26 protein-coding genes are annotated in these 26,570 nt (G+C 63.2%); 13 read left to right on the top strand and 13 right to left on the bottom strand.

The window, feature by feature from the left end:
- Positions 1–10: 10 nt before the first annotated feature.
- The 10 genes from PRZ01_RS14895 to PRZ01_RS14850 all read right to left on the bottom strand — a co-directional run bounded on the left by PRZ01_RS14895 (position 11) and on the right by PRZ01_RS14850 (position 12,569).
- Complete coding sequence (locus tag PRZ01_RS14895; protein ID WP_273597589.1) at positions 11–1,027, bottom strand: glycoside hydrolase family 43 protein; 1,017 nt, start codon at positions 1,025–1,027, stop codon at positions 11–13.
- 115 nt (positions 1,028–1,142) lie between these two features.
- Positions 1,143–2,735 (bottom strand): arabinosylfuranosidase ArfA, encoded by a 1,593-nt coding sequence (arfA, locus tag PRZ01_RS14890; RefSeq protein ID WP_273597588.1) that lies wholly within the window; start codon positions 2,733–2,735, stop codon positions 1,143–1,145.
- Between the two features lie 61 nt (positions 2,736–2,796).
- Positions 2,797–4,134, bottom strand: coding sequence for an extracellular solute-binding protein (locus tag PRZ01_RS14885; RefSeq protein WP_273597587.1), 1,338 nt, complete (start codon positions 4,132–4,134; stop codon positions 2,797–2,799).
- A gap of 11 nt (positions 4,135–4,145) precedes the next feature.
- Complete coding sequence (locus PRZ01_RS14880) at positions 4,146–4,991, bottom strand: carbohydrate ABC transporter permease (RefSeq protein ID WP_273597586.1); 846 nt, start codon at positions 4,989–4,991, stop codon at positions 4,146–4,148.
- Positions 4,988–5,962, bottom strand: a complete 975-nt coding sequence (locus PRZ01_RS14875) for a carbohydrate ABC transporter permease (protein ID WP_273597585.1) — start codon at positions 5,960–5,962, stop codon at positions 4,988–4,990. The genes PRZ01_RS14880 and PRZ01_RS14875 overlap by 4 nt, the downstream gene beginning before the upstream one ends.
- Positions 5,959–7,095, bottom strand: coding sequence for an ABC transporter ATP-binding protein (locus PRZ01_RS14870; RefSeq protein ID WP_273597584.1), 1,137 nt, complete (start codon positions 7,093–7,095; stop codon positions 5,959–5,961). Before PRZ01_RS14870 ends, PRZ01_RS14875 begins: the two co-directional genes overlap by 4 nt.
- 142 nt (positions 7,096–7,237) lie before the next feature.
- Positions 7,238–8,242 (bottom strand): arabinan endo-1,5-alpha-L-arabinosidase, encoded by a 1,005-nt coding sequence (locus PRZ01_RS14865; protein WP_273597583.1) that lies wholly within the window; start codon positions 8,240–8,242, stop codon positions 7,238–7,240.
- Between the two features lie 42 nt (positions 8,243–8,284).
- Positions 8,285–9,724, bottom strand: a complete 1,440-nt coding sequence (locus PRZ01_RS14860; RefSeq protein ID WP_273597582.1) for an aldehyde dehydrogenase family protein — start codon at positions 9,722–9,724, stop codon at positions 8,285–8,287.
- A gap of 23 nt (positions 9,725–9,747) precedes the next feature.
- Positions 9,748–10,683, bottom strand: a complete 936-nt coding sequence (locus PRZ01_RS14855) for a dihydrodipicolinate synthase family protein (protein WP_273597581.1) — start codon at positions 10,681–10,683, stop codon at positions 9,748–9,750.
- Positions 10,684–10,826: 143 nt separating this feature from the next.
- Entirely contained in the window at positions 10,827–12,569 is a 1,743-nt protein-coding gene (locus PRZ01_RS14850; RefSeq protein WP_273597580.1) for an IlvD/Edd family dehydratase, read from the bottom strand.
- Positions 12,570–12,737: 168 nt separating this feature from the next.
- Here PRZ01_RS14850 and PRZ01_RS14845 point away from each other — a divergent pair, with 168 nt between their 5' ends.
- The 9 genes from PRZ01_RS14845 (at position 12,738) to PRZ01_RS14805 (ending at position 20,485) form a co-directional block, all read left to right on the top strand.
- Positions 12,738–13,517 (top strand): SDR family NAD(P)-dependent oxidoreductase, encoded by a 780-nt coding sequence (locus PRZ01_RS14845; RefSeq protein ID WP_273597579.1) that lies wholly within the window; start codon positions 12,738–12,740, stop codon positions 13,515–13,517.
- Entirely contained in the window at positions 13,514–14,431 is a 918-nt protein-coding gene (locus PRZ01_RS14840; RefSeq protein WP_273597578.1) for an SMP-30/gluconolactonase/LRE family protein, read from the top strand. The genes PRZ01_RS14845 and PRZ01_RS14840 overlap by 4 nt, the downstream gene beginning before the upstream one ends.
- A gap of 4 nt (positions 14,432–14,435) precedes the next feature.
- The gene (locus PRZ01_RS14835; RefSeq protein WP_273597577.1) at positions 14,436–15,872 is read left to right on the top strand and encodes an MATE family efflux transporter; all 1,437 of its coding nucleotides are present in this window, start codon (positions 14,436–14,438) and stop codon (positions 15,870–15,872) included.
- Between the two features lie 15 nt (positions 15,873–15,887).
- Positions 15,888–16,976, top strand: coding sequence for an aldose epimerase family protein (locus PRZ01_RS14830; protein ID WP_273597576.1), 1,089 nt, complete (start codon positions 15,888–15,890; stop codon positions 16,974–16,976).
- 98 nt (positions 16,977–17,074) lie between these two features.
- On the top strand, positions 17,075–17,563 hold the full coding sequence (locus tag PRZ01_RS14825) for an acyl-CoA thioesterase (protein WP_273597575.1): 489 nt from the start codon (positions 17,075–17,077) through the stop codon (positions 17,561–17,563).
- A 78-nt stretch (positions 17,564–17,641) separates the two neighbouring features.
- A complete protein-coding gene (locus tag PRZ01_RS14820; protein WP_273597574.1) occupies positions 17,642–18,250 on the top strand; it encodes a glutathione S-transferase family protein in 609 nt (202 codons plus the stop codon).
- 23 nt (positions 18,251–18,273) lie between these two features.
- A complete protein-coding gene (locus PRZ01_RS14815) occupies positions 18,274–18,438 on the top strand; it encodes a hypothetical protein (RefSeq protein ID WP_273597573.1) in 165 nt (54 codons plus the stop codon).
- A 123-nt stretch (positions 18,439–18,561) separates the two neighbouring features.
- Positions 18,562–19,197, top strand: a complete 636-nt coding sequence (locus tag PRZ01_RS14810) for a nitroreductase family protein (RefSeq protein ID WP_273597572.1) — start codon at positions 18,562–18,564, stop codon at positions 19,195–19,197.
- Positions 19,198–19,483: 286 nt separating this feature from the next.
- Positions 19,484–20,485, top strand: coding sequence for a hypothetical protein (locus PRZ01_RS14805; protein ID WP_273597571.1), 1,002 nt, complete (start codon positions 19,484–19,486; stop codon positions 20,483–20,485).
- A 29-nt stretch (positions 20,486–20,514) separates the two neighbouring features.
- Here PRZ01_RS14805 and PRZ01_RS14800 read toward each other — a convergent pair whose 3' ends face one another.
- Entirely contained in the window at positions 20,515–20,712 is a 198-nt protein-coding gene (locus PRZ01_RS14800) for an oxidoreductase-like domain-containing protein (RefSeq protein WP_273597570.1), read from the bottom strand.
- A 119-nt stretch (positions 20,713–20,831) separates the two neighbouring features.
- Here PRZ01_RS14800 and PRZ01_RS14795 point away from each other — a divergent pair, with 119 nt between their 5' ends.
- The 4 genes from PRZ01_RS14795 (at position 20,832) to PRZ01_RS14780 (ending at position 23,186) form a co-directional block, all read left to right on the top strand.
- The gene (locus tag PRZ01_RS14795; protein ID WP_273597569.1) at positions 20,832–21,164 is read left to right on the top strand and encodes a cupin domain-containing protein; all 333 of its coding nucleotides are present in this window, start codon (positions 20,832–20,834) and stop codon (positions 21,162–21,164) included.
- 223 nt (positions 21,165–21,387) lie between these two features.
- Positions 21,388–21,744 carry a hypothetical protein gene (locus PRZ01_RS14790; RefSeq protein WP_273597568.1) on the top strand — a complete coding sequence of 119 codons (357 nt, stop codon included), beginning with the start codon at positions 21,388–21,390 and terminating at the stop codon, positions 21,742–21,744.
- Positions 21,745–21,860: 116 nt separating this feature from the next.
- Positions 21,861–22,244 carry a carboxymuconolactone decarboxylase family protein gene (locus tag PRZ01_RS14785; RefSeq protein WP_273597567.1) on the top strand — a complete coding sequence of 128 codons (384 nt, stop codon included), beginning with the start codon at positions 21,861–21,863 and terminating at the stop codon, positions 22,242–22,244.
- 81 nt (positions 22,245–22,325) lie between these two features.
- Positions 22,326–23,186 carry a PA4780 family RIO1-like protein kinase gene (locus PRZ01_RS14780; protein ID WP_273597566.1) on the top strand — a complete coding sequence of 287 codons (861 nt, stop codon included), beginning with the start codon at positions 22,326–22,328 and terminating at the stop codon, positions 23,184–23,186.
- Positions 23,187–23,231: 45 nt separating this feature from the next.
- Here PRZ01_RS14780 and PRZ01_RS14775 read toward each other — a convergent pair whose 3' ends face one another.
- Both PRZ01_RS14775 and PRZ01_RS14770 read right to left on the bottom strand, forming a co-directional pair.
- Complete coding sequence (locus tag PRZ01_RS14775; RefSeq protein ID WP_273597565.1) at positions 23,232–24,017, bottom strand: substrate-binding periplasmic protein; 786 nt, start codon at positions 24,015–24,017, stop codon at positions 23,232–23,234.
- A gap of 128 nt (positions 24,018–24,145) precedes the next feature.
- The gene (locus tag PRZ01_RS14770; protein WP_273597564.1) at positions 24,146–26,566 is read right to left on the bottom strand and encodes a TonB-dependent receptor plug domain-containing protein; all 2,421 of its coding nucleotides are present in this window, start codon (positions 26,564–26,566) and stop codon (positions 24,146–24,148) included.
- Positions 26,567–26,570: the final 4 nt, after the last annotated feature.

Genomic DNA, 26,570 nt, shown 5'->3' with positions numbered 1-26,570 from the left:
GGCCGGAACTTCAAAGAGCGGGTTCTTTCAATCGGGCAGCGGCCCCGGGGCTCTGCGCCGTGCAGGCGCCATCGGCCACGGGGGCGCCGAAATCAGGCAATCCCTCTGCCGTCCAGGCAAAGGCTTGAATCCGCGTATGGCGGTTCGGGTCAAACAGCGGGTCGCCGTCAATCTCGCGGTAATTGCGGGCGTGGTACACCAGCAAATCGGTTTGCCCATCAGGCGTGGTCGTGAAGCTGTTATGGCCGGGGCCAAACTGGCCATTTCCACTGACGAACACCGGCGTCGGCGATTTGTGCCAAACAGCGGGGTCGAGCAGATCAGCGTGTTCATCGGCCCACAGCAGGCCCATGCAGTAGTTGGCGTCGGTGGCACTGGCGGAGTAGCTGACGATGACGCGGCCATGCCGACGCAGCATGGCCGGCCCCTCGTTGACCAGAAAGCCGATGCACTCCCAAGGCAGCTCAGGCTGGCTGATGCGCACCGGCGCGCCCTTCAGCGTCCAGGCATTGGCCAACTCGGCCAGGTAGAGATTGGTGTTGCCGGCGATGGCCGGGTCCTTCTGCGCCCAGCACAGGTAGGCACGGCCCCCATGCTCGAAGCGAGTGGCGTCCAGCGCAAACGTGTCCATCGGCGTGGCGATCTGGCCGCGCTCGACCCACTCCCCTTGCAAGGGATCGGCATGGCTGTTTTCGAGCACATACATGCGCAGCTTCCAGATGTCGCCCACCTCGCTCGCGGCAAAGTAGACGATCCAGCGCCCATCCACCCGGTGCAGCTCCGGCGCCCACACATGGCAGCTCATGGGGCCTTGTGCGTGGCGGGTCCAGATGCGATGGGCGGGGGCTTCCGCCAAGCCAGCCAGATCGGCGGACACACGCAGCTCGATGGCGTCGAACTCGGGCACCGAGGCGGTGAAGCAATAACGTCCATCATGCAGGGACAGATGCGGATCAGCGCGCTGCGGCACCACCGGATTGCACCAGGCGGCGGAACCAGCGGCAGGGGCAGCAACTTGCGTGTTCATGGGTTCGTTCATGCGAATGGGTTTACAAATTTCGGACAATGCTGCGGCTCAGACCTGAACAAACAGGTCTTCACTTCAGCGGCACGGACGGGGCGGATTTGCCCCGGGGCTCAGTTCATGCGGCGCTGGACCTCTGCCCTGGTCGGTCGTTTGATCGGGTCACGATCACGTTCCAGGACGCCGGTTTCAAGGTGATGCGCATGCTCTCTCCTTCAATTTCAATCGCGTTCTTCGCCAATGGGCTGGGGGCAACCTGGTCGGGGTCGCTCTGGGTGTTGCAGGCTTGCAGATCGGGGTGGTGCAGCTGGCTGGCCTCGACCAACTCACGCGAGGCGCCGAGCCCGCGCAGATTCACCGTCAGGGCCATGCTGTCCGTCAGGTTGCGGTTCAGCAAAAACAGGGCCGTCGTGCCGCTTTCGGCGTCGTCCACCACGCTGGCGCACAGATAGGGCAGCTCGCCGTGGCTGGCATGGGTGTAGCCGGGCGAGCGCAGCACCGGCTGCAGCACGGTGCCGCGCGCCCAACGGGCCGCCTGCGCGAAGGGGTGGAAAATGGTTTGCCGCCACGCCGGGCCGCCGGGCTCGGTCATGATGGGGCCAATCACATTGACCAACTGCGCCATGCAGGCCACCTTGACCCGATCGGCGTGGTTCATCAGCGTTGTCAGCACGCCGCCAATCAGCAAGGCATCTTCGGTGTTGTAGAGCTCTTCAAGCAGGCGCGGTGCCTGCGGCCATCCGGTCGGCTTGAGGTGTTCAGCATGGCGAGCGCGATACCAGACATTCCATTCGTCGAAGCTCAACATGATGCGTTTCTTGGAATGCCGGCGTGCCGCCACCGCGTCGGCCACCGCCACGATCTCGTCGATGAAATGGCCGGTGGTGTCGATCTGCGAGAAGAACTCCGGCGTGCTCATCAGGTCCGCCGGGTCTTGTGAGCCTGCATTCATCGCCGCCGCGCTCTTGTACTTGGAAAAGTAGGTGTGCAGGGAGATGTAGTCCACCACGTCGAAGCAATGCTCCAGCACGCGGTCCTCCCAGATGCCGTAGGTCGGCATGTCGTGCGCGGATGAGCCGCAGGCGGCCAGCTCGATCGTTGGGTCCACCATCTTCATCAGCTTGCCGGCTTCGAGTGCCATGCGGCCGTACTCTTCGGGCGTCTTGCGGCAGATCTGCCAGGGGCCGTCCATCTCATTGCCCAGGCACCAGAGCTTGGCCGCATGCGGCTGTTCGGCCCCGTGCGACTTGCGCAGCTCCGACAAGGCCGTACCGCCCGGATGGTTGCAGTACTCCAGGAAATGGCGCGCTTCATCCGGGCCGCGCGTGCCGAGGTTGACGCCCATCATGGGCTCCATGCCCACGTCTTTGCACCAGGCCATGAACTCGTTGGTGCCGACCTGATTGGTTTCGGTGGAGTACCAGGCCAGGTCCAGGCGCACAGGGCGGTCCTCACGCGGGCCGACGCCATCTTCCCAGTTGTAGCCCGACATGAAATTGCCGCCGGGGTAGCGCACCAGGGTGGCGCCGAGTTCACGCGTTAGCGCCGCCACATCGCCTCGAAAGCCCTGGGCATCGGCTGTCGGGTGGCCGGGCTCGTAGATGCCGGTGTAGACGCAGCGCCCCATGTGCTCGACAAAAATCCCGAACATGCGCCGGTCCAGCGGCGCGATTTCAAATTCACGATCAACGGTCAGGGTCGCTTCAAACATCATGACTTCCAAAATGACTGACAAAGGGCTGCGCTTGATGGCTGAACTTCAAAGCTGAACGTCAGCGCCGCGCCTTCTTGAGCGCGGTATTGACGCGCTTTTCCACACTGCTTTGAACCTCGGCCAGGGGCTTGCCCGAGATCAGAAGATTGGCCACGTCCTCGCCCATCAACAACTCGATGGCGCGCTGCGTGGGCACATTGCCCGGCATGGCCACGCCGGTCTGGGTGATCTCGCTCAGGCCGGTGCGGAAAGGCAGCGCACGAAACTCCGCACTGGCCGCCACCTTCTGGCTCACCGGCAGATGGCCGGTACGTGACCAGGCGGCGCTGTGGTCCCACAAGAACTTCAAGAAGATCAAACCTGCCTGGCGTGTCTTTTCGTCCGGGCTGCCGGCCTTGAACATGGCCCAGGAGTGGCCGTCTGCAAACACCGCCTTGCGGGCATACAACTGCGGGAACGGCCGCACTGCATAACCGTTATACAAAGCGGACTGTGGCTGTTTGGATTCACGCAAAAAGGTGTCGATCGTCCAGGTACCCACGACGATCACGCCCGCTTCACCGTTCAAGAAAGCCTGGTTGGCCGAGGCGTAATCTTGATTGGGCTTGACCAGCCCCTCTTGGTACAGCTGCTGCATCAGGGACAGCGCCTCACTCGCCTGCGGCAGATGCATGTTGATGGTCTTGCCGTCTTCGCTGAACAACGGCCCATTCTGCTGCGCCACCAGGGTCAGGAAGGTGCGGTTGTTTGCCGCCGTTTCATTCGCCACGGCCCACGCGAAATAGGGCTTGCCGGTCGCCTTGCGGAACTGGCGTGCCTGGGCCAGCAACTCTTGCGGTGAATGCGGCAACAGCGGCTGGCCATCCGCCCCCAAGAGGCCCGCCTGTTTCATCAAATTCGTGTTGATGTGCCACAGCCAAGCCCAGGTGTCGAAGGGCAAGGCATAGCTTTCGCCCTTGAACATGACGCCGCGGCGGGCGTGGTCAGTGAAGTCGGCCGTGTCAACGCCCCACTCCCTGAAGCCCTCGTCCAGTGGCAGCACCAGGCCGCGCCGCACATAGTCGCCCAGAGCGGACTCGTGCATCACGGCAATCGTGGGCGCGTCTTTGGCCACCAGGCGTGCGGTGAGTTGGTCGTAGTACGGGCCCCATTCAGAAATCTGGGTGCGCACGACGATCTCATCTTTATGGCTGGCGTTGAACTGGTTGACCAGGGCGGTGATGATCCCGCACTCCCCCACAGCCTGCGCGGGGTCGGTCAGCTGCCCGTACTTGGACTCACAGCTGCCGAAGAAGCGCATCAGCGTGATTTCGGTCGGCGCGGCTCGCGCAGCACCGGCCAAGCCCGCGCCGAGCAGGCCCAACAGAATCAGCAATAACTTGAAATTTGCTCGCATGGTGCTGAGGCTCAATGCCGCCCATTCCCGGCCACCGCCGTGACCAGATACTTTTGGAAGAACAGATAAAGCGTCAGAATGGGCAAGCCGGCAAACACAGCTTGTGCCATCAAGAACCCCAGCCCTTCAGACTGCGCAAAATTGGTTTGCGTGGAGGCCAGGCCGCGCGTCAAGGTGTACATCTCGGGCTTGGTGGCGATCACCAGCGGCCAGAGGTAGTCGTTCCAGCTGCCCAAAAAAGTGAAGATCGCCAAGGTCACCTGCGCCGGCACGGTCAGGGGCAGGACCACGCGGAAAAAAATCTTGAGCCGCGACGCGTTGTCCAACATCGCAGCCTCCTCCAGATCAGGCGGAATGGCCTTGAAATACTGCGTCATCAGATAAACACCAAAGGGCGCCGCCAGGCCGGGCAGGATCAGACCCGCATAGGTGTTTTGCAAGTTCCAATAAGAAAACAGGCGGTGCAGCGGAATGAAGGTGGTCTGCGCCGGCACGGCCAGACCAAACATCACCATGGCGAAAATGATCTTGCGCCCCGGAAACTCAGTGCGCGCAAAGCCGTAACCCGCCAGCGAACTCAGCACCAGCACGCCCACGGTCTGGCACAAAGCCACCCACGCGCTGTTGCCCAGCCAGCGGAACACCGCCGAGGTATGTAGGATGTCGAGGTAATTCTCCAGGGTGAAAGGCCCGGAGAAGATCACGTCGGTGTGCCCGGCAAGAAACTCGTTAGGTTTGAAAGACAGGCCCAGCACCCACAGCAGGGGCAGCATCCAGACCAGGGCCAGCAGCACCAGCGCGGCCAGCACGAGGCGATCAAACGCGCCACGGCGCAGCAAGGGGGTTGATGTGCTCATCGGGCCGCTCCCTTGCCGTCACGCTCCAGCCACAGCTGCAGCGACACGCCGATCAACATCACCGCAAACAAGACTTGCGAGGCCGCCGTGGCGTAACCCAGGGACAGCTGCATGAAGGCCTGCTCGTAGATGAACTGCACGATGGGGCGGGTCGAATTGTTGGGGCCGCCATTCGTCATCAACATGATTTGCGGAAACACCTGAAACTCGCGAATCATCTCGATCACCGCCACCAGCACGACGGTGCGCGACAAACTGGGCAACGTGATGCGCGTCAGGCTACGCCAGCGGCTGGTGTTGTCCAGCGCCGCCGCTTCATAGATGTCTGCCGGGATTTGCTGAAGCGCCGACAAAAACAAAATCATGGGCAAGCCGATGATCCACCACACGGTCACCAGCACCACCGTTGGCAGCGCCAGCACATCGCTGGTGAGAAAGGCCAACTCCGGCAAGCCCAGCGCCGCCACCGCTTGCGGCACCAGCCCGCGCTCAGGCATCAAGGCCAACTTCCAGACCAGAGTGACAATGGTGACCGAGAACACCGACGCACAGAAGAAGGTGGCGCGCAGGCCCGCGCTCAGTCGCCCCGGGCGGTTCAAGGCCAACGCCAGCGCCAACGAAATGAACACGAAGATCGGCGTACTCAAGGCCACGAACTTGACCGTATTCCACATCACTTGATGGAACACCTCGTCGGACCACAGCTCCACATAATTTTGAATCCCGACGTAGAAACTGTCGTCCGACAGCAGGTCGTGGTCGTGGAAGCTGATGGCCACGCCCCGGGCCAGAGGCCACAAGACCAGAGCCATATAAATCAGCACAAACGGCAGTACGAACAAGCCATGGCTGGCGCGTGAGGCGCGCAGGCCCACATAGCCCTGCTGCCTGCGCGCGCGGCGCGAGCGGGCAGCAGGGCGGCCGTAGGTTCGGCTGCCGATGCCGGCCTCATATTCAAAGGTGCTGCTCACGCAACCAACTCCGGGACCTGTTGCTGCCGGTCAGGCCGAACCGCATGGTGGGCCCGCCCGGCGGCGTCAAACAGATGGGCATGCGCCAGTTCGATCTGCAGATGTACAACCATGCCAGCGGCAGGCGCCGGCGCGCCGGCAGGCACCGTAGCGATCAGCGTGGACTCGTCCGCCAGCCGCAGATGGGCCAGGCTGCGCTCGCCCAAAAATTCAACCAGCTCAACACGCCCTTGCAAGCCCTGCCCCACGGCGGGTTTGTCCACCAAAAGCAGATTCTCGGGGCGCACGCCCAGGCTGAAGTCCAGGCCCATGGGGAGAGTTTTGTTCGGCACCCAGGTGCCCAGCGAGGTGCCGCCGGGCAGTTGAATTTGCACGTTAGGCTGCGTACTGGGCTGCAAACGCACGGGGATGAAATTCATGCCGGGCGTGCCGACAAAGCCGGCCACAAAGCGGCTGGCGGGCCGGTGGTAGATCTCAGCGGGCGGCGCCACTTGCTCAATCACCCCGGCATTCATCACCACGATGCGGGTGGCCAGCGTCATGGCTTCCAACTGATCGTGGGTGACAAACACCATGGTGGCACCCAAGCGGCGGTGCAACTGCGCCAACTCGACACGGGTGCGGCCCCGCAGCGCGGCGTCCAGATTGGACAGCGGCTCGTCAAACAAAAAGATGCCCGGCTCCTTCACCACCGCGCGGCCGATGGCCACGCGTTGGCGCTGCCCGCCAGAGAGCTGACCCGGCTTGCGGTCAAGCAGGGGTGCCAGCTCCAACATGCGGGCGGCTTCATCGATGCGCGCAGCAATGACGTCCGGTGGAATGCCGATATTGTTCAGCCCGAACGCCAGATTCGCACGCACCGTCATGTGTGGATACAGCGCGTAATGTTGAAACACCATTGCCAAGTTGCGTTGGCCCGGCGCGGCCGCAGTCACGTCTTTGCCACCGATCAAGATGCGCCCGCCGCTGACTTCTTCCAGCCCGGCGATCATCCGCAGCAAGCTCGTTTTGCCGCAGCCCGACGGGCCAAGAAAGACGATGAATTCGCCTTCTTCAACGTCCAGGGACAGCTTGTCCATCACCTGCACGGTGCCGTAACGCTTGCTCACCTGATCCAGTTTCAACGCAACCACTTTGTCTCCAGCATCTGTTGTTTACCGCTGCATAACGAGCAGGCTCATAGGCACCATGGCCGGCCTCCCATCTGCGCTGGGCTTCTTATTTTGCGAAATTCAAAACCTCAAATCTTGGGTGCAATACTTTGGGTGAAGGGGCTCAAAGCCCGGGCCACCCGTCCTCGCTCCACTTCAATTCGTTCACCCGCAAATACGGATGGCCGCTGTCTTGCGCGTCATAGGCATGGCGCACCAATAAATTGCCGAACACGTCCTGGTGCCCCGGCCCCTTCCAGCGGTCGCCCCCCGCCTCGATCAAGGTGCCGCCACCGTCCAGCATGGCCCGCCCGCCACGATCCACAAAAGGCCCGCCCGGGCTGCGCGAACGGCCCACGCGAATGTTGTAAGTGCTGGCCACGCCGCGGCAGCACAGGCCCCAGGACACCCACAGGTAGTACCAGTCGCCGCGCCGGGTCAGCGTGGGCGCCTCGATGCCGCCGGCATTGCGGGCAACAAAGTGGGCCGCACCCTTGGGCTTGAGCGTTTGCGCGTCCAGCTCGGTCATGCGGATGCCCTCCCAGAACGAACCGAAGGTCAGCCAGACCCGGCCATCGGCGTCCACAAAACCATCGGGATCGATCGCATTGAAGGCATCGCCCGGGCCGCTTTGCAGCACCAGCCCGTCATCACGCCAAAGTGCCGCATCGGGCGACTCAGCGCTGGCCATGCCGATGGCGGAAGTGTTTTTTCCAAAGGTCGAAATCGAGTACAGCAAGCGATAGCGCCCGCCCTGCAGAAACAATTTGGGCGCCCAGACATCCATGCCCTCGCGGTGCGCCGGCACAGCTTGCCCCCACCAGGCCGGCCGCGTCTGCGCCGTGAACACCGGCGCCAGACGCTCCCAACGCCGCCCATCGTGCGAACGCAGGCGCTGCACACCCGGGCCGGTGGCGAAGACAAACCAGTCGCCCGCCGGCAGCATGAACAAGCTGGGGTCGTGCGCACGGAAGTCCCCTTGCAGCTCGGCTTCGACGTGTTCCGCTGCTGGTGCTGGTGCTGGTGCTGGTGCTGGTGCTGGTGCTGCCGCCATCTGCGCCACGGCCTCGCGCTGCGCAATGCACAGCCCGGCAGCGATGGCGAAGGTGATGATCAGTCTGCGCAACATGGAGGTGCTTGGGCAAAAGTGCTTGAGTCGTCAGCGCGCCATTCAACCGGCGAAGCAGTAGGCCGTTTTGACGGTGGTGTAGAACTCACGCGCATAGCTGCCCTGCTCGCGGGGACCGTAGCTACTACCCTTGGTGCCGCCGAAGGGCACGTGGTAGTCCACGCCTGCGGTGGGCAGGTTGACCATCACCATGCCGGCCTGGGCGTGCTGCTTGAAGTGGGTGGCGTGCTTGAGCGAGCGGGTGCAGATGCCAGAAGACAGGCCAAACTCGGTGTCGTTGGCAACGGCCAGGCCTTCCTCATAACTGCCCACCTTGATGACATTGCAGACGGGGCCGAACACCTCCTCGCGGCTGATGGTCATCTGGTTGGTGGTACCGGTGATCAGTGCGGGCAGCATGTAGAAGCCCGGTGTTTCACGCTCCACCGCTGTGCCGCCGTACACCAACTCACCGCCTTCACGCACAGCCAGGCCCACGTAGTGAAGGTTTTGTTCCAGCTGGCGCGCATCCACCACCGGGCCGATGTCGGTGCCCGCCTTCAAGGCGTGGTCCACCTTCAAGCCCGCGAGCTTTTTCACAACCGCGTCCACAAAGGCATCATGAATGCCTGCCCCGACGATGATGCGGCTGGACGCCGTACAGCGCTGGCCGGTCGAGAAATAGCCGCTTTGCACAGCAGCATTGACGGCCACATCCAGATCGGCGTCGTCCAGCACCAGCAAGGGGTTTTTGCCGCCCATTTCGGCCTGCACCTTGGCCTGACGCGCGGCGCAGCTGCTGATGAGGCGCCGCCCGGTGGCAACTGAGCCAGTGAAGCTGATGGCATTGACCCGGGGCGACTCCACCAGCGTGGCGCCCACCTGCGAGCCGGGGCCCATCACCAGATTGAAAGCCCCCTTGGGCAAGGCGCTGCGGCTGATGATGTCAGCCAGGACCCAAGCGCAACCCGGCACCAACTCGGCGGGCTTGAACACCACGGTGTTGCCGAAGGCCAGGGCTGGCGCGATCTTCCAGGCGGGGATGGCGATGGGGAAGTTCCACGGGGCAATCAAGCCGACCACGCCCATGGGCGAACGCGACATCTCGACGGCAACCCCCGGGCGCACCGAGGGGAGCGATTCACCCGCGCCGCGCAAGGCCTCGGCCGCGAAGAACTTGAAGATCATCGCCGCCCGGTGGGTCTCGCCCATGCCCTCGGGCAAGGTCTTGCCTTCTTCGCGGGAAAGCAGGCGGCCGATTTCTTCACGCCGTGCCAGTAACTCGTTACCAATGCCGTCAAGCACGTCAAAGCGCTGCTGCGGTGTGCTGCTGGCCCAAGCCGGCAAAGCCGCATGCGCGGCGGCAATGGCCTGCTCGGTCTGGGCCACGTCGGCCTGGGCGTAATGCCCGATCACGTCGCCAATGTCGGAAGGATTGATGTTAGGGCGTGTGCCCACGCCGTCAACCCATTCACCGGCGATGTAGTTTTGAAAGGCTTGCATGATGTGCGGGTCGCTCTCTTTATTCAACGGGTCCAGCGCAGGACCAGCGGGTCCAGGCGCCGGGCGGCGTCCAGCAGCCCTGCACGGGTTGCGGGGTGCATTTCAGGGAAGGGGTGGCGTGGCGCATCGCACTGGATGACGCCTCCGGCCAACATCAACGCCTTGGCGGTGAGGATGCCGCCCTGGCGGTTTTCAAAATTGATCAGCGGCAGCCAGCGGCCGTACTCGGCCACGGCGGCTTCACGGTCGCCGGCCGCATAGGCGTCAACGATCTTGCGGATGCCGTCCGGAAAGCCGCCGCCGGTCATGGCGCCGGTGGCGCCCGCATCCAGGTCCGCCAGCAAGGTGATGGCTTCTTCGCCGTCCCACGGCCCTTCGATCGCGTCACCGCCCACGCGGATCAACTCGCGCAGCTTGGCGGCCGCGCCGGGTGTTTCGATCTTGAAGTACTTGATCTGCTCAAGTTCGGTGGCCATCTTGGCCAAAAAGGGCACGGAAAGCGGCGTGCCACTGACCGGTGCGTCCTGAATCATCACGGGGATGCTGATGGCCTCGGACAGGTGTGCATAGAACTCGTAGATCTGCGATTCAGCCACGCGAAAAGTGGCACCGTGATAGGGCGGCATCACCATCACCATAGCGGCACCTAACTCTTGCGCTTGACGGCTGCGGGCGATGGTGATTTGGGTGCTGTAGTGCGTGGTGGTGACAATCACCGGCACGCGGCCGCGCACATGCTCAAGAATGGTTCGCGTGAGGGTGTCACGCTCGCTGTCCGACAGCACGAACTGCTCAGAGAAATTCGCCAGGATGCACAGCCCGGTCGAGCCCGCGTCGATCATGAAATCCACACAGCGCTTCTGGCTCTCCAGATCCAGGCCGCCCGCCGCGTCAAACGTGGTGGGCACAACAGGAAAAACACCTTTGTAACGTGGATTTCGGGAATTGGGGCGGCTCATATTTTTAATGGGGTCAGAGTCGATTTATTGAATAGGACAGCGCTTGCGGCAAGCCGGTGCGGTCAGTGCGAATGGCGCGGTATTTTTAATGGGGTCAGAGTCGATTTATTGAATAGGACAGCGCTTGCGGCAAGCCGGTGCGGTCAGTGCGAATGGCGCGGCACGGCAGAGCCACGGCAGCCCACAAGAAAGCCGAAGTCGCAGCCCTCGTCGGCCTGCAGCACATTCTTCACATAGAGGTGCCTATAACCGGTTGCATCAGCGGGGTCCTCGCGCTGCTGCGATTGCCACACAGCCAGGCGCGCGGCCAGTTCTTCGTCAGAGATTTCAAGATGCAGGCTGTTGTTGGCGCAGTCAAGCGAGATCCAGTCGCCTTCTTGCACCACCGCCAGCGGGCCGCCGGCCTTGGCCTCGGGCGCGACGTGCAGCACCACGGTGCCGTAGGCGGTGCCGCTCATGCGGGCATCGGAGATGCGCACCATGTCCGTCACGCCCTGGGCGAGCAGCTTGGGCGGTAGGCCCATATTGCCCACCTCGGCCATGCCGGGGTAGCCCTGCGGACCGCAGTTCTTCATGACCATCACTGAGTCAGCGGTGATCGCCAACTCAGGGTCGACGATACGGGCCTTGTAGTCTTCGAGGTTCTCAAACACCACCGCCGGGCCGCGGTGCTTGAGCAGATGGGCGCTGGCAGCGGAGGGCTTGAGCACCGCACCGCGCGGCGCCAAATTGCCCCGCAGCACGCGGATGCCGCCGTCGGCCACCAGGGGCTTGTCCAGCGGGCGGATCACTTCGTCGTTGTAGATGGGCGCGTCTTTGACGTTGTCCCACAGCGTGTTGCCATTCACCGTCAGCGCTTGCGGGTGCGGCAGCAGGCCGGCCTCCCCCAAACGGCGCAGCACAGCGGGCAGCCCCCCGGCGTAGTAGAACTCTTCCATCAAGAAGCGGCCCGAGGGCAGCAGGTCCACCAGGGTCGGGGTGCCTGCGCCCAGGCGTGTCCAGTCGTCGAGTTGCAGGTCCACGCCGATGCGGCCGGCAATCGCCTTCAGGTGGATCACCGCATTGGTGGAGCCGCCGATGGCCGCGTTGACACGGATGGCGTTCTCGAACGCCTCGCGGGTCAAGATTTTGGAGAGCGTCAGCCCCTCGTTGACCATCTCGACAATGCGCGAGCCAGACATATGCGCCAGCACATAACGCCTTGCATCAACGGCTGGAATGGCGGCGTTGTGCGGCAGGCCGGTGCCCAGCGCCTCGGCCATGCAGGCCATGGTCGAAGCGGTGCCCATGGTGTTGCAAGTGCCTGCTGAGCGCGAGTGGCCCGCCTCGGCGGCCAAGAAGTCATGCAACTTCAAGGTACCGGCCTTGACCTGTTCAGACAACTGCCACACCGCCGTGCCGGAGCCCATGTCTTTGCCCATGTACTTGCCGTTGAGCATGGGGCCACCGGTGACGACGATGGCGGGCACGTCGCAGCTGGCCGCGCCCATCAGCAGAGCCGGCGTTGTCTTGTCGCAGCCGACCAGCAGCACCACGCCGTCGATGGGATTGCCGCGGATCGACTCCTCCACGTCCATGCTGGCGAGGTTACGCGTCAGCATGGCGGTGGGACGCAGATTGGACTCACCGTTAGAAAAGACCGGAAACTCGACGGGAAAGCCGCCAGCCTCCAGAATGCCGCGCTTGACGTGCTCGGCCACTTTGCGGAAGTGCGCGTTGCAGGGGGTCAGCTCAGACCACGTATTGCAGATGCCAATGATGGGCTTGCCCTGGAACTCGTGATCCGGGATGCCCTGGTTCTTCATCCAGCTGCGGTACATGAAGCCGTTCTTATCTGCGGTACCAAACCATTCGGCCGACCGAAGCTTGACTGGGGATTTCGACATGGGACTCTCTTCTTAACGTAAACCGAATTAAATATTACTATTTAGCTTCTTTGATCGGTGAAAACCCCAATAACAAGGCTTCAAAGACACAAAAAGTCTTACTACAATTGATTTTCAGGACTACTGACATCCCTTTTTCCCCTTTGATTCACCCCTCCGGAGCCCCGCATGAGTTCTTCCGCTACTGGCGTTTTTGCCCGCTATCCCAGCCTGCAAGATCGCGCTGTCTTGATCACCGGTGGCGCCACCGGCATTGGTGCTTGCCTGGTCGAGCAATTTGCCGCCCAGGGCGCACGCGTCGCCTTCATTGACTTGAATGCCGAGGCGGGCGAAGCCCTGGCCTTGCAGTTGGCCGGCGCCCGGCATGCCCCAGCCTTCATGGCGGCGGACCTGACCGATATCGAGGCCTTGCGCGCCGCCATTGCCGCCCTGCGCAGCCGCGTGGGGCCGATGACGGTGTTGCTGAACAATGCGGCCAATGACAAGCGCCTGGGCCTGGAAGACATCACGCCGGAATTCTGGGACGGCGGCCTGGCGGTGAACCTGAAGCACCAGTTCTTTGCTGCGCAAGCCTTGCTGCCGGATATGCGGGCGGCAGGCGGTGGCAGCATCATCAACTTCGGCTCCATCAGCTGGATGCTCAAGCAGGGCGGCATGCCGGCCTACACCGCCTCCAAGGCCGCGGTGCAGGGGCTCACCCGCTGCCTGGCGCGTGACCTGGGGCCCGACAAAATCCGCGTGAATACGCTGGTGCCGGGCTGGGTCATGACCGACAAGCAACTGCGCCTGTGGGTGACCGAAGAAACCAAGCGCGAGATTGCCAAGGGCCAGTGCATCAACCACCCGTTGATGTCAGAAGATATCGCCCGCATGGCCTTGTTCCTGGCGGCGGATGACAGCGCCATGTGCACCGCGCAAGACTTTGTGGTGGACGGAGGATGGGCGTGACACCTGGGCCCACGCCAGCCCTGGTGCGGGTGCCAGCGGACGCACAGTTGGGCGAGTGCCTGTTGTGGTGCGAGCGCGAGCAGGCCTTGTTCTGGACCGACATCGACGCGGGCCTGCTCACGCGCTGGCGCGCCGCCGACGGCACGGTGCAGTGCTGGTCATTGCCCGACAAGCTGGGCAGCTTTGCCCTGTGTGAAGCGCCTGGTCTGCTGCTGCTGGGCCTGAGCCGCGGCCTGGCCTTGTTCGACTTGAACAGCGGCACGCTGGGGCCCATGTCGCCCGTGCCTTGGCCAGCAGACGCGCCTGAAGGGCTGCGCATCAACGATGGTCGCTGCGATCCGCAGGGGCGTTTCGTCTTTGGGATGTTCAACCCGCAAGGCCGGCCGGCGGGAGGCTTCTACCGTGTGAATGCGGCGCTAGACATTGAACACCTGCCGCTGCCGCCCGCCACGGTAGCCAACTGCATCCAGTTCAGCCCCGACGGGCTGACGATGTATTTCACCGACTCCCCCACCCGCCAGATTTGGGCGATGGACTACGCCCCGGACGGCCGCCTCGGCGCACCCCGGCGCTTTGCCGCGCTGGCCGCGGACGACGGTGAACCCGATGGCGCGGCGATGGACGCTGCCGGCCATCTGTGGGTGGCGCTGTGGGGTGCCAGCTGCGTGATACGGCTGGACCCGCAAGGCCGCGAGACCCTGCGCCTGCCGGTGCCCGCCAGCCAAGTCACCTGCCCCAGCTTTGGCGGCGCGGCGCGCAACCGCCTGTTTGTCACCTCGGCGCGCAAGCAGCTGCGCCCAGCCGAGCTGGCTGTTCAAGCCGCCGCCGGTGCGGTGTTCGAATTGCCAGGGGCAAGCCTCTTGGGCGTGCATGGGCATGCCGAACATCGATTTATCAGCACCCCAATCTCGTGATCCTGTGACCCAGTCGCCCTCAAAATCTGCGCAGGCGAATAAGCCGGCCGCGCACGCCGTGCCGGGTTTGCTGGCACTCGCCTGGCCGATCTTTGCCGAACAACTGCTGCACCTGAGCACCGGCGTGGCCGATACGCTGATGGTGAGCCGCCTGTCGGACCAGGCGGTGGCCGGCCTGGGCAGCGCCTGGCAGATTGTGTTCATGCTGATGATGGCTTTCAACGTGCTGGCGATTGGCGCCTCCATTGTCATCACCCATCACCTGGGCCTGGGCGATGCCGAGGGCGCCCGGCGGCTGGCGCGGGCGGCGGTTAGCACCAATTTGTGCATCGGCATGGCCTTCAGCCTGCTGTTGATTCCTGTCGCGCCCACCTTGCTGCGCTGGGTGCAGCTGTCACCTGAACAAACACGTTATGCCCTGCCCTTTCTGCAGTGGATGGGGGGCACACTGTTCCTGGAGGCGATGAACTACGCGCTCAGCGCCAGCCTGCGCGCCCACGGCCACACGCGGGCCGTGATGTGGGTGATGTTGGGCCAGAACCTGCTCAATGTTGGCGGCAATGCGGTGCTGATCTTCGGCCTGTTCGGCTTGCCGGCGCTTGGCGTCACAGGTGTGGCGCTGTCCACCGCATTCAGCCGCCTGATGGCGTGTGGGGCCCTGTGGTGGCTGTCGCGGTCTTTGTATGGCCTGCGCTGGCGGCACACCGATCTCTTGCGGGTGCCGCTGCCCGATCTGCGCCGGCTGCTGCATTACGGCGTGCCGGCGGTGTTGGAGAACGTCAGCTGGTTCGGCGCCTTCATGCTGATCACGGCGCTCAGCGCCCGCATGGGAGAGTCTCAGCTGGCCACCCAGACTTATGTGATGCAACTGGCCAATGTGGTGATGCTGGGGGGCGTGGCCATGGGGCTGGCCAATGAAATCCTGGTGGGTCGCCTGGTCGGCGCGGGCCGGCTGGAGCAAGCCTATGCGGTGTGCCTGCGGCATATGCGCACGGGGCTGGTCTGGACGATGGTGATCGCCGCCCTCGCCGCCCTGCTCGGGCCGCGCTTGCTGGCGCTCTTGACGGCTGACGCCGAAATTCAGCGGGTCGGCGCCACATTGGTCATGTTGGGCTTGCTGCTGGAGCCCGGCCGCAGCTTCAATCTCATCATGATCAACGCGCTGCGAGCCTGCGGCGATGCCCGCTACCCGGCCGGGGTCGGCATGCTCTCGCAATGGGGCGTTATGGCTTTTGGCGCCTGGTTGCTGGGTACCCATTTCGGCCTGGGCCTGGTGGGTGTCTGGTGCGCCTTCATCGTGGATGAATGGCTGCGCGGCCTGCTGATGTTGCAACGCTGGCGCAGCCGGCGCTGGATGAGCCTGGCACACCGCGCCCGAGCCCAAAGCCAGGCCTCACCTTCGGCGCAATCGCTGCCGGTCATCTCACGAACCTTTGCCTGAAAGTCAACGCCCACCATGCCATTGCCCACTGCTGCCCCGTCGATCCACCGCCGTGAATTCGGCCTGATGCCCGACGGCCGCGTCGTGCATGAGTACACCCTGGACAACGGCCGGGGCCTGCGCTTGAGCGCCATCAACTACGGCGGCATCGTCACCGGCCTGCATGTGCCGGACCCCCAGGGGCGCAGCGCCAATGTGGTGCTGGGCTTTGACAAGCTGACGGACTATCTGGAGCGCAATCCGCACTTCGGCACCATCGTCGGCCGCTATGCCAATCGCATCGCCAAAGGGCAGTTCATGCTGGGCGGTCAATCCTTCTCGCTGCCGATCAATGATGGAGAAAACTGTCTGCATGGAGGCGCCCAAAGCTTCGGCACTCGCTACTGGGACATCACGCCGCAGCCGCTTGAATCAAGCGGCAATGTGGCGATCGAGCTGAGCTACACCAGCGCTGACGGCGAAGGTGGGTTTCCCGGCGAAATGCAGGTCAAGCTGCGCTACACCCTGGGTGCTGCGGCGTACTGGCAAATCGACTACGAGGCCCGCTGCAACAAGCCCACCATCGTCAACCTCACCCACCACGACTATTTCAACCTGGCCGGCCACGGCAGTGCCCTTCAACATCGACTGACCATTGCCGCCCAACGCTACACCGAGGTCGGCGCCGGCTTGATCCCCAGCGGCATTGCGCCCGTGGAGGGCACGCCCTTCGACTTTCGGGCCAGCACCGTCATTGAAGACCGCATTCGCCAAGCCCACCCGCAATTCGCACCAGCACGAGGCTACGACCACAACTGGCTGCTGGACTCCCCAAGCGATGGCGGCCTGCATCTTGCCGCCACGCTGGCCGACCCGCAATCGGGTCGAATCATGGAAATTCACACCACTGAGCCGGCCCTGCAGTTTTATTCCGGCAACTTTCTCGACGCCACCCTGCTCGGCAGCGGCGGCGCCTACTACCGCCAAGGCGACGGCCTCTGCCTGGAGACCCAGCACAGCCCCGATTCGCCCAACCACCCGGGCCACCCCGATTGGCCCAGCACCGTCCTGCGCCCGGGCGAGATTTTTCGCAGCAGCACGGTGCACAAATTCCCGGGTGTGTGAAGGTCTTGTCGATTGCGTATCCTCTCGCCCTGCTCCCAAAAAATTTCTACCCCTTTTCCCCCAACACCGCGCCGCAGGCCGCCCCCAAGGAACCCCCAATGGACCACCCCGCACATCAAATGAGCATGACGGTATTGATGACGCCCGATACCGCCAACTTCGCTGGCAATGTGCACGGGGGCAACATCCTCAAGCTGCTCGACCAGGTGGCCTACGCTTGCGCAAGCCGTTATGCGGCCCGCTATGCGGTGACCTTGTCGGTGGACCGGGTGACCTTCCGCCAACCCATCCATGTGGGCGAATTGGTGACCTTTCTGGCCAGCGTGAACTACACCGGCACCTCCTCCATGGAGATTGGCATCCGCGTGATTGCCGAGAACATTCGCACCCAGGAAACGCGCCACGTCAACAGCTGCTACTTCACGATGGTGGCCGTGGACGATGCGCACCAGCCGGTGGCCGTGCCGCCGCTGCGCCCTTTCACGCCCGACGACAAACGCCGCTTTCAAGCCGCTCAAATGCGGCGTCAGCTGCGCCAGGAACTGGACCAGCGCATGGCCCAGGAACAAAAACAGATTTCTGTTTAAAGTCCCGCTTTCAGTTCTGCCGAATAACCCGGCGCAGAACTTTCCTTGGCGATTGAACCCAAACTGGGCCTGAACATCATGAGCAAACCCAAACTCACCTATTTCGACGCGCCGGTCAGCCGGGGCGAAGAGTGCCGCCTGGCCTTGCACCTGACGGGCGTCGACTTTGAAGATGCGCGCATCAAAATGGCAGATTGGCCCGCGCTGAAGTCGCAAATGCCCTATGGCAGCCTGCCCGTGCTGGAGCTGCCCGGGCGCGCCCCGATCGCGCACGCCAATGCTATTTTGGTGTTGATTGGCCGCCGCCACGGGCTGCACCCCAGCGACGATTTCGAGGCCGCACGCCATGAGGGCATGATGCAGCACGTGGAAGACCTGCGCGGCGTCGTCGGCCCGACCATTCGCATGGAAGAACAAGAAAAGCGCCGGGTGCGCGAGCATCTGGTGGCGAACTACCTGCCCGGCTGGGCCGCCGCCGCCGAGAAAAACATCAGCCACAAACCCTTTTTTGGCGGCGATACGCTACAGGTGGTCGACCTGAAGCTGCACATGGCGGTGCGCTGGTTCATCGGCGGCAATGTCGATCACATCCCAGCCAGCATCTTCAGCCATTGCCCCAACCTCATCGGGGTGTACGAGGCCGTGCGCGACCACGCGGGTGTCAAGGGCTGGTACGCCAAGGGATAACGAGGCGCCAAACGCGGCTGTCGATGGGCCTGGGGGCCCTGCAGATGCTGCAGGAGGTGGCGGTGGCGGTGGCGGTGGCGGTGGAGATCGTCGTGTTTGGCCCTGGCATTGGCTTGCTGAAATCCGATTCACCGGTGGGCGAGTTGATCAAAAAGCAAGCGGCCGGCTACGCCTATATCCGCCCCTGAACAAGTGCCTTACGCGGGTCGCAGCGCATAGCACAAGCAGCACTTTCCTGCTGAGGTCCGCCTTTAGGGCCGGGTCGCATAATTTGCGCACTTTCAACTTCCACCGACAGGGACAAAAACTCAATGGACGTCATCAAGATGCTGGAGTGGCGCTATGCCACCAAAAAGATGGACCCGAGCAAGGTCGTGGCCCAGGACAAGGTAGACCGAATCATCGAAGCGGCCCGGCTCGCACCAACGTCCAGCGGCTTGCAGCCGTTCGAGATCGTGGTGGTCACCAACCCGGAAGTGCGCGCCCAGATTCAGACAATCGCCTGGAACCAAGCCCAGATCACCGAAGGCTCGCATTTGCTGGTGTTTGCCGCGTGGGACAACTACACGACTGAGCGCATCAACCACATGTTCGACTACACCAACGAGGTGCGAGGCTTCCGCAACGAAGGCTGGGAGAACTACCGCAACATGCTGTTGAACATGTACCCGCAGCGCGATGCAGAAACCAACTACCAGCATGCGGCCCGCCAGGCTTACATCGGCTTCGGCGCCGCGATGATCGCCGCCGCCGCCGAAGGCGTGGACAGCACGCCCATGGAAGGGTTCGATCCCGACAAGCTAGACGCCATCCTGGGCCTGCGCGCGCGCGGCTTGCGCAGCGTGACCCTGCTGCCGCTGGGTTATCGCCAAGAAGAAGGCGATTGGCTGGCCAAGCTGCAAAAGGTGCGCCGCCCGCTCGACCAATTCGTCACCGAAGTGAAGTGACCGGGTTGAACTGACCTGACATCGTGAACCCGGCGGAGGGGGCTTTGCGGCACCCTCCGCGCCGATCCTGATTGCGCGGCGCAAAGAAGTCTGGCAATCTGACTTGCCGCCTTGAACGGGGTGGAGCTCACCTGTTCAAGGCGCCCTTGCCTTCGCTTACATAACGTTGGGTCACGTCGGGCCGGTTCGGCTTGAAAATTGCCACCAGGGTGCTGCAACAAGCGCTACAGGTGTCTGCCAACTTCGGCACCGACGCATTCGAACTTCCCTTACTCAGGAGCAAGTCATGATGCGCAAGACACTGATCGCCACGGCGATGTTTTCCCTGTTTGCCAGCACCGCCCAGGCGGCCGGGCCAGAGACGGCCCAGCCCGCCACAGACACCAACAGCACGGCCAATGCGCCGGTCGCCAAGGGCCATTTCTGGTCCCGCGAAGTTCATGAGGCCTTCAAGATCCAGCGTGAGCTGGAAAAAGGTGCAAGCGGCTCCAGCAACAACTCGACGGCATCACCCTTGCGAGCCGCCCGCTCGCCCAATATGACCTTTCACGGTGGCAGGATCATGCCCACCGCGGTCACCATGAACATCTTCTGGGGCAGCAGTTGGGCCACCTACGCCGGCGACAAAATGACCGGCCTGGACGCGTGGTACCAAGGCTATAGCAACAGCAACTATTCCGGCACAGTCACCGAGTACACCGGCAGCAACGGCGCGATAGGCCGCTCCACCACCCATTTGGGGCACCTCGTTGACACCAGCGTGGCTTCAGGGGGCGGCAATACCTCGGCCATCCTGAGCGAGGTCTGCAAGGTGATCAGCAACAACCCCGATTCCTCCGGCAACGGCTACTACGCGGTGTACACCGATCTCAAGCGGGGCAGCGCGGGCTATTGCGCATGGCATGCCTCAGGCACCTGCCCTGGCAACGCCACGCGATTGCAGTTCGCATTTTTTTGGAACCTGGACGGTGATGCCGGCTGCGACCCGGCTGACACCTCCGGCCTGCACTCGCAAGGCCTGGCGGCACTGGCCAATGTGACCGGCCACGAATTGTCCGAGGCCCGCACCGACCCCTCCACCAGCACGGCCACCGGCAGCCCGGGGTGGTACGACTCGTCGGGCTCTGAGAACGGCGACAAATGCGCCTGGACTTGGGGCGCGCCTTTGCTCACCTTCACCAACGGCACGCAGTGGAAGGTGCAGGGCGAATGGTCCAACGCGGCTTACACCGCAGGCACGGGCTACGCCAACTCTTCGGGTCAAAAAGGCTGCCTCGGCGGGCTTTGAGCCGGGCCCGCGTACCGCGCCGGCATGACTCAGGGCAAGGCTTGGGCCTGCCGGGCTTTCCACGCCCGAAGCGCCTGCCGGTACGCGTCCATGGCCAGATCATGAAGATCAAAAATGCAGGGCTCGCAGCCGTTGCCACAGCAGGCATCGAGATCGGGCTGAACCGGCGGCTGCGGCATGGGATCAGAAGCGGGATCGGGCTCAGACAAAGAAGGCGCTGAAGTCATGGGCACCCATTTTCCGGCAAAACGCTCCGGCGCCGGGCGCGCGCCCGAATCCCCCCAAAAGGCGCCAGGCGCGCTAAATTCCAGGGGCAAGTCGACATCGCAACAGATGGAGTAAAGCCATGGCTCAACAACACCTTGCTTCCGGGTGCCCCACGCCCGTCTTGCCACTGGGCGCGGCGCTGAAAAATACCCCGACGCATGCCTTGCTGAAAGCGCAGCAGTTGGAGGTGATTCGCATCGTCCTGCTGGCCGGCAAAACCATGCGGGAGCACCAGGCGCCCGGCGAGATGACGCTGCTGTGCGTCGAGGGTCATCTCGAACTCAGCACACCGCAGGGCACCCGGGCGCTCAAACCCGGGGATTTGCTGCACCTGGATGCACAGGTGCCGCACGCCTTGCGCGCGCTAGAAGATTCATCCGCGCTGCTGACCTTGGTGCTGCACAAAGTCTGAGCACGGGCCTTGAACAGAAAGCGCGCCTTGCGCATTGTTTCTTGCGCTTGATTTGCAGATCACGCCGCTCAAGTAACGGGTAAAAACCCTGGCTGATCATCAAGATTTCACGACATGCGGGCTTCTTCAGCCCCTGCAATCGCGGGTAGCGCAACGACACGCCCGGTATTAAGCTTTGGGCTGTTGACGTATTGATTTTTTAAAGCTTCCGCAAAGGTCCCCCATGAACAACAAGCTGTTTGCTGCACTTCTGGTGTCTACAGGTCTCGTCAGTGTGGCGCAGGCCGCCGCCCCTTCCGCCGATGCTGAAGTGCAGGCCTTGCGCAATGAATGCGCAGCCGCCAGCAGCGTCAAGCTGGGTGCCGCGCCCAAGCAAGACAACGAGTTCCATTTTGTCTATTACAAAGGCGACTATCGTGGTGAGCAAAAGGCTGGGCGCAAGCTGGCTTGCACCGAGTCCCAATACGCGGCCTACCTCGACAAGACTGACCCGGTGCGCGTGATGGGCGCCTACCCGACCGCTGCAGGCCGCCCGTCCGCCAAGCCGGCCAAGCCCGCTGAATCCACAGAGACCAAGTAAGTACTTTGCCGGGGGCGCAGCTCCTGGCGAATCTAGCTCAGCCCCGTCGATCGATGCGGGGCAGCCACACCGGCGCGGCCCCGTCACTTTATGCTCTCAACTTTTTGGAGAAATCCATGAGTGACGAGCAATTCGACAAAGGCTTGGCCATGCGCAAGCAGGTGATGGGTGAAGACTTCGTGGAGGCGGCCTTTGCCGGAGTGACCGACTTCACCGCCCCCCTGCAACAGCACATCACCCGCAATGCCTGGGGCGAAACTTGGCTGCGCCCCGGTCTTGATCTGAAGACCCGCAGCCTGGTCACGGTGGCCATGTTGACGGCGCTGGGCCGCCAGCACGAACTCAAAGGCCATGTGCGCGGCGCGCTGAACAACGGTGCCACGGTTCAGGAAATTCAAGAAGTCTTGCTGCACGCCACCATCTACTGCGGCGTGCCCATGGCTGTTGAGGCCTTTCGCAGTGCAGCGGAGGTCGTGCAGACACAAGCTCGCGAGGCCTAACTCAAGCGCTTCACGCACACCCACTACGATGTGCGATTCCTGTCCCTTGACGCAAGCCCCCCGTTGCGAGCACCGCGCCCGATGAAAGCACCTCCCAGACTCCAAAATTTGATCGAAGAAGGCCTCATTGACACGGTCGTTCGCCAGCTCATGAGCGGCAAGGAGGCCTTGGTCTATGTGGTGCGTTGCGGCGATGAAACCCGCTGTGCAAAAGTCTACAAAGAGGCCACCCAGCGCAGCTTCAGGCAGGCGGTGGATTACACCGAAAACCGCAAAACCAAAAACACCCGGCAGGCGCGAGCCATGGCCAAGGGCAGCAAGTTTGGCCGGCAGGCGCAGGAGGCGGCCTGGCAAAGCGCCGAGGTGGACGCCTTGTACCGCCTGGCCGCGGCCGGCGTGCGTGTCCCCAAGCCGCTGAACTTCATGGACGGCGTGCTCTTGATGGAGTTGGTCTGCGATGCCAACGGCGATGCGGCGCCTCGGCTGAACGACTCCGCCTTCACCGTTGACGAGGCCCACCGCCATCACCTGACGCTGGTGCGGGAGGTCGTGCGCATGCTGTGCGCGGGCGTCGTGCACGGGGACTTGTCGGAGTTCAATATCCTGCTCGCGGCCGACGGCCCGGTGATCATCGATCTGCCGCAGGCCGTTGACGCCGCCGGCAACAACCACGCCAAGCGCATGCTGTTGCGCGACGTGGGGAACCTGCGCGCCTTCTTCGGTCGCTTTGCACCCGATTTGCTGCACACCGAGTTCGGCGCGGAGATTTGGGCCTTGTTCGAGAAAGGCGCACTCAGCCCTGACACGCCGCTCACCGGCCAATTCAAGCACCGCAGCGGCCCGGTCGACCTGGGCGGTGTGATGCGTGAAATCAAGGACGCCCGCGACGAAGAGGCGGCACGGCAACTGCGCATGCAGCAAGGCGGCGCCGCGTCGCGATAATTTGGCCACACAGCTGCAATAACCCGTGCGAGGTCGAAGCGGGTGTCACTGCTCGCTTCGGTTCGGTCCCATCAAGCGCTGCAACTCACCGCTGCGCGCCATGTCCTTCAAGTCACTGGAAAACCGGGCGGCAAGATCACGAAGCCCTGGCGCCAGCCACAGGTACAGATTGAGGTGCTCAAACGGGTGGGCGTACAGGCGCGTGCCTGACACTTCGGCGGGGGGTGCGTAGCCGTGCGGCGCATTCAAGATGCAGACGTCCACACGCCCCAAAGCCACCATGGCCAAGCAAGCCTCCCGCGTGGAGGGAGTTTCACGGTGCTGAACATGCGTTGTTTCGAGGTCGATCGCCTTGATGCCGCGAACGTAGGCAATACGGTATTGGGCCAAGTCATGCCAGGAGGTTGGCACGACATCCTCACTGCGCGTAACCGCAAAATACCAGATGGTGGACAAATGCGGGTCTACACGGACCGCCTCCGGGTAGACCTCTGAGAATCTCGCCACCCGCAAGGCATCGGCGTCGTAGCGCCCTGCCTTGAAACTGAGCACGGCCCGTTCGCCCGGCTCAACTGTCAGCCGTGCCGTCATGCCCTGATGCCGGGCAAGGGTTTCGATGACGGCTTGAACCCCGATTGAACGAAGGCGGTCGCCTGTGGCGTTGCTGACAACGCGAAGCACAGCAGCGCTTGGCACGCGCGCCGGGGCGACCGCCACCTCCTGACTTGCCGGAGGCGCGGCGAACAAGGGAGCGGCCCCCCCCAAGAAAACCGCCAACAAGACAAACCGGGCGGCCAACTGGAGCGCGAATTTCAAGCCTCGTAAGGTCATGCGGCAAGTATCCATCATGATGCGACCGCCTTGCACGTCCAAGCGCCAAAGACCCACACCGCACGCGCACAAATACAGGCACAGGCACAGGCGTCGCTCAACGCCCGTGCCGCGCTGCCGGGCCGAGCTTAGAACGCCAAACTCAGCCGTGTGTAGAAATACGCACCGTTGATGCCGATGGGCGCCACGTAGTTGTAGGGCAGGCTGCCGGCAAGGTTGTCGTTCGGACCGCTTTGATCGGGGTAGCGATTGAACACATTGTTGCCACCCACCGACCAACTCAGGCGCTGCGTCAACTTGAGTTGCGCCTCCAGATCCACCCCCCAATCGGCGTGGTATTTCACCTCTGGCCCGGCATACGACATCACGCTGAACTCGCCGTAACGGGTGGCGCGTGCCATCAAGCTCCAGGCGCCGCCGCTCCAATCAGCCGTGAGAATCAGCTTGTTCTTGGGCGACTGATGCATCAGGTCGAACAAGGTCTTGTCGCTGAACAGGCTCAGGCTTGGGTCAATGGCACTCAAGGCCGTGCTGCTGTTGCGCACCGCGTCCAGATGGTTCTGGTTGAGGTTGAGCGCGGCCGAGAGATTGAGCGCGCCGCCCTGCAAGGTGGTGGCGTGGCTCACCACCACGTCCACGCCCGTGGTGGTGGTGTCCAGGGCGTTGGTCAAAAAGGCCACCGACTCGATGTCGCTGCGCCCGATGGAGGACAGGTAGGCGGCCACGGCGCTGCCGTTCAAATCACTGCTGCGGCTGATGCGGTCTTTGATGCGGATTTGGTAGGCATCCACCGTCAGGCTGGTGCTTTTGGCCAGTTGCGCGGCAAAACCCAGTGAGAAGTTGGTCGAAGTTTCAGGCTTGAGCGGCTGCGCGCCAAACTGCTTGGCCAGCGCATCGGTTGCCGGCAGCAGCGCGGCGTTGACCAAGCCCGTCTGGTCGGCGTTGAAGTCCAGCGTGCTGTTGCGGAAGCCGATTTGCGCCAGCGCCGGAGCGCGGAAACTGTTGGACAGCGCCGAGCGCACCAGGAAGTTTTCGCTGAGTTTGTAACGCCCGGAGAGCTTGCCCGTGGTCTGGTTGCCGGAGCCCGCGTAGTCGGCATAGCGCAGCGCGGCGCCCAGCAGCAGGCGGTCAGTGATGTCGCTGTCCACGTCCACATAGATCGACTTGGCGGTACGGCCCAGGTTCACCGCATTCTGGGGCTGCAAACCTGGATCACCCTGTGAGCCTGGGGCGCCACCCAACGCGCCGGCAGCATACGAGGCGGGATCACCGGGCTGGGTTTCATAATGGTCATGCAAGACCTCGGCGCCCAGGGCCAGATTCCACGGCAAGGGCGCGTTGTCGAAGCTGCGTCGCAGGTCGACATTCAGGCCCGTCTGGCTGGAGATGAAGTTGGCCAGATGAAAACGGGTAGGGCTGGTCGCCCCGAGCGAGGCGTTGATGCTGTTCTTCAGGCCGTATTCGAAACGGTTTTCGCCGTGCCGCAGGCTGGCGTCCATGTGCCAGTCCTGCACATCACCGCGCAGGCCGACAACAAGGGCGCCGTCGTTGATCTTGTTGGTGGTCTCTGGCCGAAAACCCTGAGGATAGACGGCCGGCACATTGCCCGGGTCACCGGGCCAGCGGAAGAAGGCTGCGCCCTCGGCCTCGCGGTGGTTGTAAGTGGCAAAGGAGTAGGCCTCCAGGCCGCCGCCAACCGGCAGGCTGGCGTCGTAGAAGAGCTGGGTGTTGCGCAAATCCGGGTCGCCGGACTTGTAGAGCACCTGGCCCACCCGGGCCGTGTCTGCAGGCGTGCTGTTCCACGAAAAATCACCGGCCGGGCCGGCGCGGTTGCTGCCGTTCTTGTGCTGCAGGTCAAAGCCCACATGCACGCTGCCGCCCTGCCCGAAGGCAAAGCCCGCGTCCGCGCCCATCTGCAGGTTCTGGCCGTCGTTGAGTGTCTTGCCGGTGGGCGAGAACGCCGTGTGATAGCCGCCAAAAGAGACATAAGCCGAGCCGCCCTCCGCACGCTTTTTCAGCACGATATTGACCACGCCCGCCACGGCGTCGCTGCCGTACAGCGCGCCGGCGCCGTCGCGCAGCACTTCAATGCGCTCAATGGCGCTGGGCGGGATGGTGTTGAGGTCCACCGCCACGGTGCCAGGGAAGAGGCCCTCCTGATCCAGCACGGCATTGGTGTGGCGCCGCTTGCCATTCACCAGCACCAGCGCCTGATCGGGCGCCAAGCCGCGCAACTGGATGGCCCGCACGGTGTCGGACGTACCGCTGGCGGAAACCTTGGGCATGTTGATGGCGGGCGACAGGGCTTGCAGGGCTTCGCCCAGATCGCCGCTGGCCATCGCGCGTTCAATGTCCTGGCGGCTGAACACGTCAACCGGCACATCGCTGTCGATCACGGTGCGTACTTTGGCGCGCGAACCCACGATGGTGACGGGGTCGATCTTGGCTGTCGATTCAGCGTCTGCGGCCCAGGCCTGGCCGGCCAGCAGAGCGCTCAAAACCCAGGCGGCCTGCGCCACGGTGCTTTTTTTGTGATGCTTCAATGTCATGAGA

Source organism: Roseateles koreensis, assembly GCF_028595305.1.
GTDB classification, from domain to species: domain Bacteria; phylum Pseudomonadota; class Gammaproteobacteria; order Burkholderiales; family Burkholderiaceae_C; genus Paucibacter_A; species Paucibacter_A koreensis.
This window is presented reverse-complemented; position numbering and strand designations above follow the sequence as displayed.

Excerpts from the sequence above, each read along its gene's own strand:
- PRZ01_RS14785 (WP_273597567.1), top strand. The coding sequence starts at position 21,861 with ATGAGTGACGAGCAATTCGACAAAGGCTTGGCCATGCGCAAGCAGGTG.
- PRZ01_RS14770 (WP_273597564.1), bottom strand. The coding sequence starts at position 26,566 with ATGACATTGAAGCATCACAAAAAAAGCACCGTGGCGCAGGCCGCCTGG.
- arfA (WP_273597588.1), bottom strand. The coding sequence starts at position 2,735 with ATGTTTGAAGCGACCCTGACCGTTGATCGTGAATTTGAAATCGCGCCG.
- PRZ01_RS14895 (WP_273597589.1), bottom strand. The coding sequence starts at position 1,027 with ATGAACACGCAAGTTGCTGCCCCTGCCGCTGGTTCCGCCGCCTGGTGC.
- PRZ01_RS14795 (WP_273597569.1), top strand. The coding sequence starts at position 20,832 with ATGGCTCAACAACACCTTGCTTCCGGGTGCCCCACGCCCGTCTTGCCA.
- PRZ01_RS14820 (WP_273597574.1), top strand. The coding sequence starts at position 17,642 with ATGAGCAAACCCAAACTCACCTATTTCGACGCGCCGGTCAGCCGGGGC.
- PRZ01_RS14880 (WP_273597586.1), bottom strand. The coding sequence starts at position 4,991 with ATGAGCACATCAACCCCCTTGCTGCGCCGTGGCGCGTTTGATCGCCTC.
- PRZ01_RS14855 (WP_273597581.1), bottom strand. The coding sequence starts at position 10,683 with ATGAGCCGCCCCAATTCCCGAAATCCACGTTACAAAGGTGTTTTTCCT.
- PRZ01_RS14780 (WP_273597566.1), top strand. The coding sequence starts at position 22,326 with ATGAAAGCACCTCCCAGACTCCAAAATTTGATCGAAGAAGGCCTCATT.
- PRZ01_RS14805 (WP_273597571.1), top strand. The coding sequence starts at position 19,484 with ATGATGCGCAAGACACTGATCGCCACGGCGATGTTTTCCCTGTTTGCC.
- PRZ01_RS14845 (WP_273597579.1), top strand. The coding sequence starts at position 12,738 with ATGAGTTCTTCCGCTACTGGCGTTTTTGCCCGCTATCCCAGCCTGCAA.
- PRZ01_RS14790 (WP_273597568.1), top strand. The coding sequence starts at position 21,388 with ATGAACAACAAGCTGTTTGCTGCACTTCTGGTGTCTACAGGTCTCGTC.
- PRZ01_RS14860 (WP_273597582.1), bottom strand. The coding sequence starts at position 9,724 with ATGCAAGCCTTTCAAAACTACATCGCCGGTGAATGGGTTGACGGCGTG.
- PRZ01_RS14815 (WP_273597573.1), top strand. The coding sequence starts at position 18,274 with ATGGGCCTGGGGGCCCTGCAGATGCTGCAGGAGGTGGCGGTGGCGGTG.
- PRZ01_RS14800 (WP_273597570.1), bottom strand. The coding sequence starts at position 20,712 with ATGACTTCAGCGCCTTCTTTGTCTGAGCCCGATCCCGCTTCTGATCCC.
- PRZ01_RS14775 (WP_273597565.1), bottom strand. The coding sequence starts at position 24,017 with ATGACCTTACGAGGCTTGAAATTCGCGCTCCAGTTGGCCGCCCGGTTT.
- PRZ01_RS14885 (WP_273597587.1), bottom strand. The coding sequence starts at position 4,134 with ATGCGAGCAAATTTCAAGTTATTGCTGATTCTGTTGGGCCTGCTCGGC.
- PRZ01_RS14825 (WP_273597575.1), top strand. The coding sequence starts at position 17,075 with ATGGACCACCCCGCACATCAAATGAGCATGACGGTATTGATGACGCCC.
- PRZ01_RS14865 (WP_273597583.1), bottom strand. The coding sequence starts at position 8,242 with ATGTTGCGCAGACTGATCATCACCTTCGCCATCGCTGCCGGGCTGTGC.
- PRZ01_RS14830 (WP_273597576.1), top strand. The coding sequence starts at position 15,888 with ATGCCATTGCCCACTGCTGCCCCGTCGATCCACCGCCGTGAATTCGGC.
- PRZ01_RS14850 (WP_273597580.1), bottom strand. The coding sequence starts at position 12,569 with ATGTCGAAATCCCCAGTCAAGCTTCGGTCGGCCGAATGGTTTGGTACC.
- PRZ01_RS14810 (WP_273597572.1), top strand. The coding sequence starts at position 18,562 with ATGGACGTCATCAAGATGCTGGAGTGGCGCTATGCCACCAAAAAGATG.